At 51.8% G+C, this 15,432-nt stretch carries 13 protein-coding genes; 6 read left to right on the forward strand and 7 right to left on the reverse strand.

Annotation, left to right across the window (positions count from 1 at the left end; translation table 11 throughout):
• Positions 1 to 141 precede the first annotated feature (141 nt).
• Positions 142 to 1,809, forward strand: a complete 1,668-nt coding sequence (gene betA, locus ACNT1W_RS09660; protein ID WP_012005948.1) for a choline dehydrogenase — start codon at positions 142 to 144, stop codon at positions 1,807 to 1,809.
• Between the two features lie 94 nt (positions 1,810 to 1,903).
• Here betA and ACNT1W_RS09665 read toward each other — a convergent pair whose 3' ends face one another.
• The 3 genes from ACNT1W_RS09665 to ACNT1W_RS09675 all read right to left on the reverse strand — a co-directional run bounded on the left by ACNT1W_RS09665 (position 1,904) and on the right by ACNT1W_RS09675 (position 5,035).
• Complete coding sequence (locus tag ACNT1W_RS09665; protein ID WP_419246707.1) at positions 1,904 to 3,526, reverse strand: FMN-binding glutamate synthase family protein; 1,623 nt, start codon at positions 3,524 to 3,526, stop codon at positions 1,904 to 1,906.
• Positions 3,527 to 3,705: 179 nt separating this feature from the next.
• Entirely contained in the window at positions 3,706 to 4,296 is a 591-nt protein-coding gene (locus ACNT1W_RS09670; RefSeq protein ID WP_012005950.1) for a LuxR family transcriptional regulator, read from the reverse strand.
• 22 nt (positions 4,297 to 4,318) lie between these two features.
• On the reverse strand, positions 4,319 to 5,035 hold the full coding sequence (locus ACNT1W_RS09675) for an EAL domain-containing protein (protein ID WP_012005951.1): 717 nt from the start codon (positions 5,033 to 5,035) through the stop codon (positions 4,319 to 4,321).
• Between the two features lie 515 nt (positions 5,036 to 5,550).
• Here ACNT1W_RS09675 and ACNT1W_RS09680 point away from each other — a divergent pair.
• From ACNT1W_RS09680 to ACNT1W_RS09695, 4 genes are all read left to right on the forward strand, one after another.
• A complete protein-coding gene (locus ACNT1W_RS09680) occupies positions 5,551 to 6,078 on the forward strand; it encodes a fimbrial protein (protein WP_012005952.1) in 528 nt (175 codons plus the stop codon).
• 71 nt (positions 6,079 to 6,149) lie between these two features.
• On the forward strand, positions 6,150 to 6,833 hold the full coding sequence (locus ACNT1W_RS09685) for a molecular chaperone (RefSeq protein ID WP_012005953.1): 684 nt from the start codon (positions 6,150 to 6,152) through the stop codon (positions 6,831 to 6,833).
• 28 nt (positions 6,834 to 6,861) lie between these two features.
• Positions 6,862 to 9,477, forward strand: coding sequence for a fimbria/pilus outer membrane usher protein (locus ACNT1W_RS09690; protein ID WP_135344490.1), 2,616 nt, complete (start codon positions 6,862 to 6,864; stop codon positions 9,475 to 9,477).
• Positions 9,478 to 9,488: 11 nt separating this feature from the next.
• On the forward strand, positions 9,489 to 10,532 hold the full coding sequence (locus ACNT1W_RS09695; RefSeq protein ID WP_419246708.1) for a fimbrial protein: 1,044 nt from the start codon (positions 9,489 to 9,491) through the stop codon (positions 10,530 to 10,532).
• 86 nt (positions 10,533 to 10,618) lie between these two features.
• Here ACNT1W_RS09695 and ACNT1W_RS09700 read toward each other — a convergent pair whose 3' ends face one another.
• From ACNT1W_RS09700 to ACNT1W_RS09710, 3 genes are all read right to left on the reverse strand, one after another.
• Positions 10,619 to 11,077, reverse strand: a complete 459-nt coding sequence (locus tag ACNT1W_RS09700) for a helix-turn-helix domain-containing protein (protein WP_012005956.1) — start codon at positions 11,075 to 11,077, stop codon at positions 10,619 to 10,621.
• 201 nt (positions 11,078 to 11,278) lie between these two features.
• Positions 11,279 to 12,856 (reverse strand): malate dehydrogenase (quinone), encoded by a 1,578-nt coding sequence (gene mqo / locus ACNT1W_RS09705; protein ID WP_261278601.1) that lies wholly within the window; start codon positions 12,854 to 12,856, stop codon positions 11,279 to 11,281.
• Between the two features lie 432 nt (positions 12,857 to 13,288).
• On the reverse strand, positions 13,289 to 14,128 hold the full coding sequence (locus ACNT1W_RS09710) for an NAD(P)H-binding protein (RefSeq protein WP_368460342.1): 840 nt from the start codon (positions 14,126 to 14,128) through the stop codon (positions 13,289 to 13,291).
• 93 nt (positions 14,129 to 14,221) lie between these two features.
• Here ACNT1W_RS09710 and ACNT1W_RS09715 point away from each other — a divergent pair, with 93 nt between their 5' ends.
• A complete protein-coding gene (locus tag ACNT1W_RS09715) occupies positions 14,222 to 14,848 on the forward strand; it encodes a TetR/AcrR family transcriptional regulator (protein ID WP_017892143.1) in 627 nt (208 codons plus the stop codon).
• Here ACNT1W_RS09715 and ACNT1W_RS09720 read toward each other — a convergent pair.
• Entirely contained in the window at positions 14,845 to 15,417 is a 573-nt protein-coding gene (locus tag ACNT1W_RS09720) for a GNAT family N-acetyltransferase (RefSeq protein ID WP_419246709.1), read from the reverse strand. The two genes, ACNT1W_RS09715 and ACNT1W_RS09720, sit on opposite strands and share 4 nt — an antisense overlap.
• Between the last annotated feature and the right edge of the window lie 15 nt (positions 15,418 to 15,432).

Here is a 15,432-nt window from a genome sequence, read left to right on the forward strand (position 1 = left end):
GCGCCCTTGCCGCCTAGCTGTAACTCGAAATCCATAGGGGATATATCCTTTTTTGCATCCAAAACTGCCTTGGTTTATTCAGCATGCTGACCTTCAGGCCATTTGCATTATTAAGGCATACAAATATTAAGGGGATAATCGATGGAATACGATTACATCATTATCGGGGCCGGCTCGGCCGGTAACGTATTAGCCACCCGCTTAACCGAAGACGCTGACGTCAGCGTGCTGCTGCTGGAAGCCGGCGGCCCGGACTATCGGATGGATTTTCGCACTCAGATGCCGGCGGCGTTGGCATTCCCGCTGCAGGGCCGCCGTTACAACTGGGCCTATGAAACCGACCCTGAGCCGCACATGAACAATCGCCGCATGGAATGTGGCCGTGGTAAGGGACTGGGCGGTTCATCGCTGATAAACGGCATGTGCTACATCCGCGGCAACGCGATGGATTTCGATAACTGGGCGAAGGCACCGGGTCTGGAAGACTGGAGCTACCTGGATTGTCTGCCGTATTTCCGCAAGGCGGAAACCCGCGATATCGGGCCGAACGATTTTCACGGCGGTGATGGCCCGGTCAGCGTTACCACGCCGAAAGCCGGTAACAACGAATTATTCCACGCGATGGTGGAGGCTGGCGTTCAGGCAGGCTACCCGCGTACCGAGGATCTGAACGGCTACCAGCAGGAAGGCTTCGGCCCGATGGATCGCACCGTCACGCCGAAAGGTCGTCGTGCCAGCACCGCTCGCGGTTATCTGGATCAGGCGCGTTCTCGCCCTAATTTGAAGATTGTGACCCACGCGCTGACCGATCGCATCCGCTTCGACGGCAAGCGGGCGGTGGGCGTTGACTACTTGCAGGGTGAAGCAAAGGATGTCACCAGTGCCCGTGCGCGTCGGGAAGTGCTGCTGTGCGCCGGGGCGATCGCCTCGCCACAGATCCTGCAGCGCTCCGGCGTGGGGCCGGCCGCCTTGTTGAACCGTCTGGATATTGATCTGGTACACGAACTGCCGGGGGTGGGTGAAAACCTGCAAGACCATCTGGAAATGTACCTGCAGTACGCCTGTAAAAAACCGGTGTCGCTGTACCCTGCGCTGCAATGGTTTAACCAGCCTAAAATCGGTGCGGAATGGCTATTCAATGGCAGCGGTATTGGTGCCAGTAACCAGTTTGAAGCCGGTGGTTTTATCCGCAGCCGTGAAGAGTTTGCCTGGCCGAACATTCAGTATCATTTCCTGCCGGTAGCGATTAACTACAACGGCAGTAATGCGGTGAAAGAGCACGGTTTCCAGGCACACGTCGGTTCGATGCGCTCCCCGAGCCGTGGCCGGGTGCAGGTCAAATCCAAAGATCCGCGCCAGCACCCGAGCATCTTGTTCAACTATATGGCGACCGAGCAGGACTGGCAGGAGTTCCGTGATGCTATCCGTATCACACGTGAAATCATGGCGCAGCCGGCGTTGGATGAATACCGTGGTCGTGAGATAAGCCCAGGGCCGGAAGTGCAGACCGACGAGCAGTTGGACGCTTTTGTTCGCGAACATGCCGAAACCGCCTTCCATCCTTCCTGCTCATGCAAAATGGGTGAAGACGAAATGGCGGTGGTGGATGGTCAGGGCCGGGTGCACGGCCTGGAAGGGCTGCGGGTGGTGGATGCGTCAATTATGCCGTTGATCATTACCGGTAATCTGAATGCCACCACTATCATGATCGCCGAGAAAATCGCCGACCGTATCCGCCAACGCACGCCGCTGCCGCGCAGCACCGCAGAATACTACGTGGCCGGTAACGCCCCGGCGCGTAAACAGTAACCAACATGTCCTCTCGCCACCGAGGGGGAGGGCTGCTGTAGCAAGCAACCCCCTCTCCAAAGTCCTTCCCTGAGGCGAGGGGACAATCCACCGCTTAAACCGGCAGGGCGATCGCCTGATCGAAACTGTTTGGTGTCGCCATACGCCACATGCGCGCATAGAAATCGCTTTCAATCTCTTTTTGCAACAGCGCCCCAGGTTTCAGGTAGTAATAGATGTCGGCATAGACCTTGATTTCCGTTGAGGTAATGCGGCGCAGCATATGGTGTGAAGTCAGCTGTTCCGGCCGGCTGACCCCGGCCGCTGCCAACATTTCCGCCAGCGCCTTCACCGTGTTCTGGTGAAAATGGTAGACGCGCTCCGCCTTGTTTGGCACCACCAGCGCTTTCTGTCGCAGCGGATCCTGAGTGGCGACGCCGGTCGGGCAGTGGTTGGTGTGACAACTCTGCGATTGAATGCAGCCTACGGCGAACATAAAGCCGCGCGCTGAATTCACCCAATCGGCACCCAGTACCAATACGCTGGCGATGTCGAAGGCGCTGATAATCTTACCGCTGGCACCTATTTTGATTTGGTCACGCAATCCACAGCCAACCAGGGTGTTATGTACGAACAACAGCCCTTCGCGCAGTGGCATGCCCATATAGTTGGACAACTCCAGCGGTGCCGCCCCGGTGCCGCCTTCTTTGCCGTCCACCACGATAAAGTCCGGCAATATTTGGGTCTGCAACATGGCCTTGGCGATGGCGACAAACTCCCAGGGGTGGCCGATACACAGCTTGAAGCCCACGGGTTTGCCACCAGACAGCTCGCGCAACTGCTCAATGAAGTGCATCATTTCCACCGGGGTGCTAAAGGCACTGTGTGAGGCCGGTGAAATACAGTCGATCCCTTCTGGTACACCGCGCGTCGCGGCAATTTCCGCATCCACTTTTTTCGCCGGCAGAATGCCGCCATGGCCCGGCTTGGCGCCCTGACTGAGTTTGATTTCAATCATTTTGACCTGCGGGTTTTTAGCCTGCTCGGCAAAGCGCTGCGGATCAAAATGGCCATCGCTGGTGCGGCAACCAAAATAGCCGCTTCCCAGTTCCCACACCAGATCGCCGCCGTTCTCACGGTGATAGCGGCTGATGCTGCCCTCACCGGTGTCATGATAAAAATTGCCCTTGGCCGCGCCCAGATTGAGGGCACGAATGGCATTGGCCGACAGCGCGCCGAAACTCATGGCGGAGATATTGAAGATAGAGGCGGAGTAGGGCTGGCTGCAGCCGGGGCCGCCGATCGCCACGCGGAAGCTGGTCGGATCGGATACCTCTACCGGACACATGGAATGGCCGATGCATTCATAGCCGGTTTGATAGACGTCCAGCTGGGTGCCGAAGGGTTTGTCACCCATTTCGTTTTTGGCGCGGCGATAGACCAGCGTGCGTTGAGTACGGGAAAACGGGATCTGAGCGTTATCTTCTTCCAATAAATACTGGCGTATTTCCGGGCGGATAAATTCGAAGAAGAAGCGCAGGCGGCCGATGATGGGGTAGTTGCGGCAGATGGCGTGGCGCTGCTGGGTCAAATCGTAAATCCCCAGTGCGCTCAGCCCGCCAAAAATGATCGCCGGCAGCCAAAACCAGGGGTGGTGCGACAACAGTACCAATGATGTCAGCGTCAACAAGAGACTCAACACAAAGCAGGTATAACGGCTGAATAAGGACGACTTCATAACATCTCCTGATGTTTTTTTGATTTTGATCCAGACGACATGACTCACGGGAAATTTCCGTGGTTGGATCCTAACCAATAGGCCGGAGTGTTATGTGGCTGTTACTGCTTTATCGCTTATTGTTACATTTATTTAACGTAACGAGCGGAATACAGGCCACCGGGCGGCGGCCTGAAGGGTTACTTACTGGCGACGAAGATGGTGCTCATGCTGCGCAAACGCAGTTTTTTCATCGCACTGTACTTCTGAGAAAAAATGGTTTTGGGGTGAGTACCGCGTTTTTGGGCAATGTGCAGCAGGCTATCGCCACGCAGCAAATTGAAAATAACGTCACTTTCCGCTGGGCTGAGCTCCCGGGTTTTCTGCATTTTTATCCCGCCCGGCTCTTTGCTTTCCAACAGGGTTTGTATCTTTTCCTGTAGTGAATAAAGAGGGATACGGGTAGAGACCAGCTCAACGGAAATACCCAGAATCGACAACAGTTTCACTACGCGCTCGTCGTCATAAAACACCAGCAGGCGTGTTTTTGAGTTGTATTGCTGATGCAAAGACACCAGGCTTTCAATGACATTGACGCTTTGTTCCAGATTTTGTGAGGTGAAAATCAGCGCGATGTCGTGCTTGATTATTTTCTCCGCCTTGGCGCCACCGTGCATAAAATCCGAAAACAGTCTGATATCGTACTTGCCGTAATGTTTTTTCAGTAATACCGAAAGGCCGACATAGCTGTACTTACACTCACTAATAACAAGGACATTGTTTTTAGACATAATGGCAAACACCCATAATGAGTTAAAAGTATTCAGCTGTAAGAAGCGAGTTCAAATCCTTGATGTCGGATTCCTTCCACAGCTTTCCCTGCAGTGCGTAATATGGCATTTCGTCCAGCCATTTTTTATGTTCGGGAGTTTCTACTCCTTCGATAATCACCTTGTAATGATTAAGGTGAAAAAAGCGCAATAAAGCGCGCATTAAACCTTCACCGCCGGACTTTTTCATAAAGTCCCATAGTAAAAAACGGTCCAATTTAACGAAGCGAAATTGACTGTTATACAATGCGGAAAAACCCGCATAGCCAGAACCAAAATCATCGAGCCAAAATGAATAACTCTTGAGAGAGGGATCGCCGTGGACGCGATCCTTTACCAATCGGGTTGAGTTCTCGCTGATTTCAAAATGAATACAGCGAGTAGCGTTAATTCTTTCTGCAAAATGGCTATTAGCCAAAGATCTCAGCGAATGATCGTCCACATTTAATGTGGCTATAACCTGATTCTTACGAAACCAGTGATTATATTTTTCTATCAGACTGACCTGCTCTAACAGAATCTCAATCCGGGTGGCGCTATCAGCAGAGCGAAAGAACTGTTCAGGAGAGAAATGTGCATATTCACTATTAAAAGTGAATCGTGACAGGCACTCAACGGCCAGCAATTGTCCGGATTTTGCGAACATTGGCTGGAAAACATAATTAATTCCGTTATTTTGCTCTCTAAAAGAACTGTGCATTCCTCAATCCTTTGATTGATATACAAATAGCTGTTTTATAACGAAAATAAAATAAAATCAGTCTGTTTATGGGTAAGAATCTTATTTAATGCAGTCAGGAAGAGCAATGCCGCTTACAGACCATTAAACGTGCAATTTGTTGCGAAGTCTAAATCACTCAAAAGGTAACAAAGTGTAAATATTTAGAATAATGTGCTGTTAATCAGGCCTTAAGTCAAAATGTCCAACTACAGGGCTTTCCCAAACACAGATTATTCCTATTCGATTAAATCGTCAACATCGATCGATAGGTATTTGTTGATAGTTTATTCCTATCAAGAGAGGGCTTATGAATGTTTTAAACGATTTAACAATAAGAATGCGCTTAGTCTATATTTCGTCCGGCAATGGGTTCATCGAGGCAACATTCCTTTTAAGCAAGGAGTGCTATCGCTGAGTGTATGCTCAGTGCCGGGTCGGTATATATTCATCTGTCACTGAATCGATTATTTTATTGTTTTTCTATGGAGCTGGAAATGAAAAAAGTATTATTGCCTTTGGCCGCGCTGGTATTGTCTGCTACTGCTTATAACGCTACTGCTGCAAGCGGCAACGTTAAATTCACCGGTGAAATCGTACAGTCTACCTGTAAAGTAGTTGATAAAGACCAGAATAAAGAAGTTTACCTGGGTAAATATCCTACTACCGCATTCCCAACTTCTGGTTCTACCAGCGGTGCTAAAGCTTTCGATATTAGCCTGGAGAAATGTGAAGCAGGTAACTACACCCTGCGTTTCGACGGTAACACCCCAGCTGGTCACCCAGAGCTGTTGGCTGTAACTGGCGGCGCTAACGGCGTTGGCGTTGAAATCCTGGATAACAACGGCGCAACTCTGCCAATCTCTCAGGAAGTTGCTACTCCAGCTACCGTTTCTGTTGCTGCTGATGGCGACAACCCAGGTTCTGCGACTTTCAACCTGCGCGCTCGTTATAAATCTTACCAGGATCTGGTAACTGCGGGTCAGGCAAACTCTAACGCTACCTTCACCATCGAATACAAATAATTTAATTCGCTGGCAGGATAGATAGAGCTATTGGCCATGGACGGCTAAATTCTGAGAGTTGAGATATTCCGATGAAAAAAGTGCTTTCTTGTATTTTACTCGCGTTTTCCGTTAATGCTTTTGCCGGCATTCAAGTTGATTCAACGCGCGTAATTTATAACAGCGGAAGTAAATCCGCATCGCTCTCAATCAGCAATGACAGCGACGACACCTATATGGTGCAAACCTGGCTGGATACTGGTGATTCAAGCCAGATGCCGAAGAATTTACCGATCGTGGTCACTCCACCTATTTTAAAACTGGCTGCCAAGAAAGACGCCATTCTGCGTTTTATCTATTCCGGCAGCGGGTTACCGCAGGACAGAGAAAGTCTGCTCTGGGTAAACGTACAGGAAATACCGCCAACGCCTAAGCAAGATAACGTGCTGCAGGTGGCGATCCGTACCCGTATCAAACTGTTCTACCGTCCTGAGGCCTTGAAGGCCAACCTGCAACAGCAGGCTGAAGCGCTGAAATGGCAGCGCCAGGGCGGCAATCTGGTGGTCACCAACAACGGTCCGCTGTATGTGACGCTGGGCGTTCTGACGCTGAAAAGCGGTGGCAAGAGCTGGAAAGTGAATGCCGATATGGTGAAACCGCAAGATAGCCTGAAAATTGCTCTGCCACAGGGCGCGCAGTCGGCCGGCAGTATGTCGTTTACCTATATCAACGATTACGGCGGCCACACCGAGATTAAGAACGTTGCATTAAATTGATTTAAGCCCTTCAAGGAATGAACAAGAAATGGCACATAAAAGAATAACAACCCTCACGCCAAAACGTTTGGTCAGGCTGATTAATGGTGTAATTTATTTTTCTGCGGTGCCATTTTCATTCTCTCATATGGCCATGGCGGAGGAGCAGTTCAACACCTCCTTCATCCATGGCGACGACAACATTGCCCAGGTGGCAGCGTTGTCCAGCGGCGATGATATCTTGCCAGGCAAATATCCGTTTGATATTTACCTGAATGGTCAGCGTATCGATCACCGCGAAATCGAATTCAAAAAAGATGCCAAAGACACGCCGGTAATGCCTTGCCTGACAGCGCAGGATTACCAGGATTACGGCGTTAAACTGCCAGGCGATATGAAAACCGAAGGTGCCGCGCAGTGTTATGCGTTGTCCCAGCAAATCTCGGGTGCCAAGCTGAGCTATGACGCCGCTATACAGCGTATGGATCTGGAAGTGCCGCAGGTGTTTCTGGAACCGCGTCCGCAAGGGGCTATTTCGCCGAAGGTTTACGATCGCGGGATTAACGCCGGCTTCGTTAACTATAACTTCAGCGGCAACCACAATAATTACAGCAATAACGCCAACGATAAAACATCAGACTATTACTTCCTGAGCCTGAACAACGGTCTCAACATTGGTAATTGGCGTTTGCGCAATAACTCGACGCTGAACCAGCAGTCGGGTGCCGGTACTCATTGGAATACCGTTTCGAGCTGGGCAGAAACTGACATTGTTTCCCTGCGTAGCCGCATGGTGATTGGCCAGACCAACACCAACAACAACGTGTTCGACAGCATCCAGTTCCGCGGCGTGCAGATTTCCAGCGCCAACGACATGCTGCCGGAAAGCCAGCGCGGCTATGCGCCGGTAGTGCGTGGCGTGGCGTCGACCAACGCCCGCGTCGAGATCCGCCAAAACGGCTACACCATATACAGCACCAACGTGCCGCCTGGCCCGTTTGCGCTGACGGATATTTTCCCAAGTACCCTGAGCGGTAACCTGAACGTAACGGTCATTGAGGCCAACGGTTCGAGAACCACTTTCGTGGTGCCATTCTCTTCCGTGCCGAACATGCTGCGTGAAGGGATCTGGGACTATCAGATGACTGCCGGTAAGTATCATGACGGCACGACCAAATACCAGCCAAAATTTGTGCAAGGCACCTTGTCCCACGGTATGGGGTATGACATTACGCCTTACGGCGGCGTGCTGGTGGCAGAAAACTACCGTTCTGCGGTGCTGGGTATGGGTAAAAACATGGGTGTTTGGGGGGCGGTTTCTTTTGACATGTCCTATTCCGACACCAACCTGGTCAACGGTGATGACAAGCAGGGTGAGAGCTTCCGCTTCCTGTATTCCAAGTCGCTCAACGACTGGGGTACTGAATTCCAGATCGCCGGCTACCGTTATTCGACCTCCGGCTACTATGATTTCTCAGATGCGGTTGCGGAACGCGATCGCTATGAAAACGGCTACTACCGCAATGATTACTACGATGAAAATGACCGTAATCTGGGTGTACCTGACTGGGCTGAATCACGTCGTCGGACTTATTACACCAGCAAGTTCAACAATAAACGCCAGCGTGTAGAATTGTCGATCAATCAGCGTATTGCCGGTAACTCAACGCTGTATACCAACGTCAGCAACCAGTCATACTGGGGCGGCTCTGGCCAGGATCGTACGGTTCAAACCGGCTTTAACAGCAGCTATAAAAACATCAGCTACGGCGTGTTCTATCAAGACAGCCGCAGCAACTACGGTTATAAAGATCGCAGTATTAACATGACTGTATCTATTCCGTTCAGCTTCTTCAGCAGAGACTCCTCTGATATGACGGCCAGCTTCAACGCCGGGCACAGCAAGCAGAGCGGTAATACCTATAGCGCCGGCCTGAGCGGTACCGCATTGGACGATAACCGTCTGAACTACGCGGTGCAGAGCGGTCACGATCGTTACGCTGGGCAAACCACCTCGGCTAACGTGGGTTATCAGGGCAGCATGGGTACGGTGAATGCCGGTTACAGCTACAGCAATGATTACCAGCAGTCTTCGTTGGGCGTATCGGGCGGTATCGTGGCGCACTCCGGTGGTGTGACGTTGACTCAGCCATTACAGAACACTTTCGTGCTGGTTGAAGCCAAAGACGCCAAAGGCGTTCGTCTGGAAAACCAACCGGGTGTGGCTATTGACCGCTTTGGTTACGCGGTGATGACTTCTGCGTCGCCATACCGTCACAACCGTGTGGCGCTGCGTACCGAAGATATCGGCAACGGCCTGGATATCCCGATGGCAGCCCGTGATGTGGTACCGACATACGGCGCAATTACCCGCGTGAAGTTTGAAACGCATACCGGTCAAAGCCTGCTGGTACACAGTAAAATGTTGGACGGCGGCGTACCGCCAATCGGCGCAAACGTGTTCAGCGCTGACGGCAAGAACAACGGTACCGTAGGTACCAATGGGGATATTTATATCTCCGGGGCATCCGCAGGGGATCGCCTGTTGGTTAAATGGGGCAGCGATGCCGGCGACAGCTGTTCATTAGTGGTGCCGGAACTGAAATCGGCGACCGAACAGCTGATGGGCTATCAGGAACTTTCGCTGACCTGCGGAAAACCGTAAAAGGAATGGATATGTCTTCTTTGTTGTTAAAACACAAAAAACTCGGGCTGGCGGCAGGGCTGCTGGTCACACTGGGGACGTTCTCGCAGAGCAGCTTTGCGTTGTCTTGTAAACAGAATGGCAGCATTCGTCAGGATATCGTGCTGGATAAAGCGATTAAGGTATCGACGGCCAATACTGCCCCTGGGGCATTGTTATGGCGTTCGCAGACCTTTACTTCGACTTTCCAATGTACTGATACCGATAACATGCCAAACGGCGAGAATGCGTTTTTGTATTGGGATCCTCAGGCTCGTATGAGTCTGATTCATAACTCGATTGAAGTTGGCGTGACTTATAAGGGCGTTGATGTCAAACCCGTTAAGAACGTGAAACAAGACGTCGGTCCAGGCACAGAATGTAACCGTTCAGGTGGCCGCTGCCGCCCACCGGCAAAATCGCTTTCCGTTACGGTGTCCTATGCCATTTACATTAAAGCCACCGGTAAGGCGCCTCCGGCAGGCGGCAAGATCAACGACAGCAATTCCTATTCGGTATTCCAGGTAGATGGGGTTGGTGGTTTGAATAGCCGTCCTAACAGTAACTTTAACGCCTATATTTCCGGGTTGGGCAATATCCAGTTTATCTCCTGTAACCCGAAAATCACCGTGGTGGCTAACAACGGTTCTACCGTAAACTTTGGCACCATACCGCGTCAAAATGCGGTGGCCGGCAAAATCGAAAAGCAGGTGCCATTCTCGGTTAGCGCAAATATGTCGGATCCAACCACGGGTCAGGACTGTAAAGGCGAAACCCTGCAGGCCAGTTTCAGCACGACTTATCCATTGCAGGATAACAGTCTGATTATGCCAACCAGCAACAGCGGCTTCGGTATTTTGATTTCGCAGGCAGCAACGCCAAACACGCCGATCATTATGAACTCTCCGGTTGATCTGGGCCTGGTCAACGGTACCATCGTTGAAAAGAACTTTTTGGCTAGCCTGAAATGGCTGAATACCAATCCACAGGTTGGGCCATTCACCGCATCGGCAAATATCGACGTCACCTTTAAGTAAGAGCTGGCAGTAAAAAAAAGGGGTTCAGCGCAGGCTGAACCCCTTTTTTAATGCCTATTTATCTCAGTGCTGGCCAACCCATTATCTCAGTGCTGGCCAACCCAGTTGGTGCAGACCCCGTCCAGAGATTTACCCGCATACCACAGATGCACGCCCGGCGACTCATGGCGATGTCCGTTCAGCGGTTCGATAGCCTGCGGGCGCATTTCTGCGACATCCCAGCGGGTAGTGCGGCGATACACCGCCGGCGTTTTGCCGAACTGTTTTTTGAACGCGCGTGAAAATGACGGTTGGGAATCAAAATGGAACTGCAGGGCGATGTCGAGAATAGGACGAGGGCTTGAACGCAGCGCCTGTGCCGCCTGCGAAAGACGACGCTCGCGGATATAGCTGCCCAGCGCGTGGCCGGTGGTGCTGCGGAACATCCTTTGCAAGTGCCATTTGGAGTAGCCTGACTTGGCTGCCACGTTGTCTAACAGCAAGGGTTGATCCAGATGATTTTCAATCCAGTCCAGCAAATCGTGAATGATATTGACGCGATCCATGTTTGAGTTCTCCCGCAGTACGACATTCAGGTCAGTGTAGGTAAGAGTAATTATCCAAGCTTGTGCTTTGATAATAGGCCGCAACACCGGGTTACGCAAGTGTTAACTAGGGTGCTAAAGGTGGCTAAAAGTGCTCTTACCGTCGCGCAGAAATTAAAAAGGCCGCACGAGGCGGCCTTAAAGCGAGTAGGGAAACGGCTATCAGTTAGTTTCCGGCTTCACTTCGATATAGTCCAACTGCAACACGCTGCTGGTGTAGCCACGGATCTTGTTGGTCATTTCAATATCGCCGTTCAGCTTGTGGCCGTAGGACGGAATGATCTCTTTCAGCTTGCTCTGCCATTCCGGCGTCGCCACTTTATCTTTGAACACGGTTTCCATCAGGTGCAGCATGATCGGTGCGGCAGTAGATGCGCCCGGTGATGCGCCCAGCAGGGCGGCAATGCTGCCATCTTTAGCGCTGACCACTTCGGTACCGAACTGCAGCAGGCCACCTTTTTCATCGTCTTTCTTGATGATTTGCACGCGTTGGCCGGCAGTCCACAGCTTCCAGTCAGCCTGTTTGGCTTCAGGGAAATACTCTTTCAGCGCGGCGAAACGGTCGTCGTCGTTCATCATCAACTGGCCCACCAGGTATTTCACCAGGTCGAAGTTATCCAGGCCGACGTGAGTCATTGGCATCAGGTTGGAAGTGCTCAGGGAATGCAGCAGATCGAACAGTGAACCGTTTTTCAGGAACTTGCCGGAGAAGGTAGCGAACGGCCCGAACAGCAGAACGCGTTTGCCATCGAGCATGCGGGTATCCAGGTGCGGAACCGACATCGGTGGTGAACCTACGCTGGCCAGGCCATAAACCTTGGCCAGATGCTGGTTGGCGATTTCCGGATTGGTCGTCACCAGGAACTGACCGCCGACCGGGAAGGCGCCGTAACCTTCGGCTTCAGGAATGCCGGTTTTCTGCAGCAGCGTCAGTGAAGCACCGCCCGCGCCGATAAACACGAACTTGGCGTTAACGGTGGTTTCTTTGCCGTCACGGGTCAGATCGGCCACGGTTACGCGCCAGGTATTGTCGTCGTTGCGTTTGATATCGCGCACTTCATGGCTCAGGTTCAGCTTGAAGTTTGGATTTTTGGTCAGCGTATCCACCAGTTGGTGGGTGATCACGCCAAAGTTAACGTCGGTGCCCAGCGGCATGCGGGTGGCGGCAATTTTTTGCTTCGGATCGCGACCGTCCATAACCAGCGGTGCCCACTGTTTAATCTGGTCGGCGTCCTCTGAGTACTCCATACCACGGAACAGGGTGCTGTGCTGCAGCGCCGCATAGCGTTTGCGCAGGAAGTTAACGTTATCGTCACCCCAAACAAAGCTCATGTGCGGCACGCTGTTGATAAAGGATTTTGGATCTTTCAGGACGTTATTTTTAACCTGATAAGACCAGAATTGACGAGAGATTTCAAAAGACTCGTTCACCACCACGGCTTTGCTGATATCAATGCTGCCGTCTTTTTTTTCTGGGGTGTAGTTCATTTCGGCGAAGGCGGAGTGGCCGGTACCGGCGTTATTCCAGCCGTTGGAGCTTTCTTCCGCTACGCCATTCATGCGTTCATACATGTCGATGGACCAGTTTGGCTCCAGCTCATGCAGGTAAGTCCCCAAAGTGGCGCTCATGATGCCGCCGCCGATCAGAACCACATCAACGGTCTTATTCTCTTCTGCTGCTGCCTGTTGCGTGACGCCAAACAGGTTCAGACAGAAAATAAGGACGAGTATTTTTCTCATTAAATCAATTCTCTTGTATGTAAATTCTACTCATTGCAGGTGAAAGAATTTATCGGGAGGTACCCTGGAAAAAAGTGAAATCAATCCGCCCGGCAAAACCGGATTGCAGTGATAATGTCTTTTTGTTAATCATTTTTTTAACGAAAAGTGGATTATTACAGGCTGTCTGGGGATAGATTGTTCAACTCTGGTTACTGAGGGGGTATTATTGTTTGCAATATTGTTAAAAACTACTTTTGTAATTAAAAAAATCAGATTAAGGGCAGGAATAATTCATTTGTTATTTTTATTTAAATATAACCGCTATATTTAAAGGGCTTAATTGCCGCATATTTAAACGATATTCAGCTATCACACAATATTTATAGAACAATTGCAATGTCCTCGGTAACAAAAAGAAAATGGCCGCCGTGCAGGGCGACCATTAACAGGTTAACGCGCTTGCCAAACTCCGCTGGGGAGGGTGTCGGCGATGTAAGTGCTGAAATCGCGCGGTGCACGTCCGAGACTACGCTGGACATCATCGGTCAATGACGCGTTGCGTCCGTCCAGCACCGTGCTGAATAGATACTCCAGCAGCGTGACCATTTCCGCCGGCAGTTGCGCCTCGCGCAGGTATCCGACGTAATCTGCCACCGGCACCTGCTGATAGTGGATCTCACGCCCAGCGGCGGCGGCAATCTCGCCAATGGCCTGTTCAAAGGTCATCAGGCGTGGGCCGGTCAATTCATAATGCGTATTGCTGTGGCCGGGCTGGGTGAGGGCGGCAACCGCAACATCGGCAATATCTTCCGCATCAATAAAAGGTTCTGGGATCTCGCCCGGTGGCAAATAGACTGCGCCGTTTAGCAATTCATCAAGAATAAAACTCTCGCTGAAGTTTTGCATAAACCAACTGGCGCGCAATATCGTCCAGTCTGCCCCACTGCGTTCAACCACCTCTTCCGCCTGACGGGCCTCGTCTTCGCCGCGCCCGCTGAGCAACACTATTTTTTGCACGCCGCCAGTTACCGCCTGTCGGCAAAAACGTTCGACGATTTCGGTGGCGCCCGGAACGGCCAGATCGGGTTGAAAGCTGAGATAAAGTTTCTCCACATCCTGCAAGGCAGGTTGCCAGGTGGTGCTGTCCTGCCAGTCGAAAGGGATGGCGGCACTACGATGTCCGGCGCGTACCGGTATGCCCTGCTGTTGTAAACGTGCTGCCACACGGCTACCGGTTTTTCCGGTAGCGCCTAAAACCAGAATGGGTGAACCCTTCTCGTTGCTGCTCATAGTGTTGCTCCAAATGTGAGTGTTACTCATGTTTTGTAAATATGATAAACCCTCGTATTATTGTCAAGGCGGTTTTTGTTCAAAGGACGATGCATGATGAATGATAAGCAAAAAAATATTGCCGCCCTGCGGCGTAAACCCAGCCAGACGCGTAGCCGTGAGAAGGTGAAGCTGATCCTGGACTGCGCAACTGCGCTGATAGCCCAGCAGGGCAGTGACGCGATGCGTATGAGTGAAGTGGCGCAAAATGCCGGTATTTCGATAGGAGCGCTGTATCAGTACTTCCCGGATAAAACCGCTATCGTGCGTGTGCTGGCGCAACGTTATAACCAGGAGGCGCGTGAATGCATCGAGCAAGGCTTGATTCAGGTGCAGACATTACCGCAGTTGATCGAGGCTTTTAACTGCCTGATTGACGAATATTACGCCTTGTTTATGGCTGAGCCGGTGATGCGGGATATCTGGGCTGCGACCCAGGCCAATAAAACGCTGCGTGAAGAAGAAGTGGCGGAAAGCCGGTTGAACGGTGCATTGCTGGCAGCGACAATACGCCGGTTACGGCCGCAGTCGGACCCGGCGGCGGTGGAAAATGCCGCTTTCCTGTTGATGCATTTGGGGGAAGCGACCATGCGACTGGCGGTGAGTACCGGCCCGGATGAGGGCCGCGATCTGGTCGCGAGCTATAAGCAAATGGCGGCCAGGATGCTGGCGGAAGCCTAGAGGCGCTCTTGCTCCCGTGTCAGACGCCACTCTTCTTGCAGCAGGGCATAAATCAATTCGTCGCCCCATTCGCCGTTGAAACGATCGTTTTGTCGCAGATGTGCCTCTTTACGCATTCCCAGGCGTTCGACCACGCCGATCGAGCCCTGGTTGGCGGCATCAAGGCGGGCAAATATGCGATGAAAACCCGATTCGGCAAACCCGCGATCCAGTACCGATTTTACGGCTTCCGCGGCATAGCCCTTTCCGGCGTACGCCGGGTTGAAAATGTAGCCAATCTCCCCCTGCAATGCTGCGCCGTTGGCCAGTTTTAGCAATACTTCACCGATCAACTCCCCACTGTCTTTCAAGGTAACGGCACAATAAAGTATGTCGCCGTCCTCAGTGAAGCGCGAGGTTATCGCCTGGGAAAACAGGGAGGTCAACTGTGCTTCGTCCGGTGTGGGTGCGTACAGATAGCGATAGACCTCCGGTATGCGATGATAATCCGCATACGCATCGATATCGACAGGCGTAAAGCGGCGTAGGTGCAGACGTTCGGTGGTAAAGGGCAGGGTAATCAAATGCAAGTGCTCATCCTTGTT

Origin of the sequence: Serratia sp. NFX21 (assembly GCF_048517035.1) — a bacterium.
In the GTDB taxonomy this organism is placed as follows: domain Bacteria; phylum Pseudomonadota; class Gammaproteobacteria; order Enterobacterales; family Enterobacteriaceae; genus Serratia; species Serratia quinivorans.

Coding starts and splice junctions, on each gene's coding strand:
- ACNT1W_RS09665 (WP_419246707.1), bottom strand. CDS start 3,526: ATGAAGTCGTCCTTATTCAGCCGTTATACCTGCTTTGTGTTGAGTCTC.
- ACNT1W_RS09710 (WP_368460342.1), bottom strand. CDS start 14,128: ATGAGCAGCAACGAGAAGGGTTCACCCATTCTGGTTTTAGGCGCTACC.
- ACNT1W_RS09695 (WP_419246708.1), top strand. CDS start 9,489: ATGTCTTCTTTGTTGTTAAAACACAAAAAACTCGGGCTGGCGGCAGGG.
- ACNT1W_RS09700 (WP_012005956.1), bottom strand. CDS start 11,077: ATGGATCGCGTCAATATCATTCACGATTTGCTGGACTGGATTGAAAAT.
- ACNT1W_RS09690 (WP_135344490.1), top strand. CDS start 6,862: ATGGCACATAAAAGAATAACAACCCTCACGCCAAAACGTTTGGTCAGG.
- ACNT1W_RS09680 (WP_012005952.1), top strand. CDS start 5,551: ATGAAAAAAGTATTATTGCCTTTGGCCGCGCTGGTATTGTCTGCTACT.
- ACNT1W_RS09715 (WP_017892143.1), top strand. CDS start 14,222: ATGATGAATGATAAGCAAAAAAATATTGCCGCCCTGCGGCGTAAACCC.
- ACNT1W_RS09670 (WP_012005950.1), bottom strand. CDS start 4,296: ATGTCTAAAAACAATGTCCTTGTTATTAGTGAGTGTAAGTACAGCTAT.
- mqo (WP_261278601.1), bottom strand. CDS start 12,856: ATGAGAAAAATACTCGTCCTTATTTTCTGTCTGAACCTGTTTGGCGTC.
- ACNT1W_RS09675 (WP_012005951.1), bottom strand. CDS start 5,035: ATGCACAGTTCTTTTAGAGAGCAAAATAACGGAATTAATTATGTTTTC.
- ACNT1W_RS09685 (WP_012005953.1), top strand. CDS start 6,150: ATGAAAAAAGTGCTTTCTTGTATTTTACTCGCGTTTTCCGTTAATGCT.
- betA (WP_012005948.1), top strand. CDS start 142: ATGGAATACGATTACATCATTATCGGGGCCGGCTCGGCCGGTAACGTA.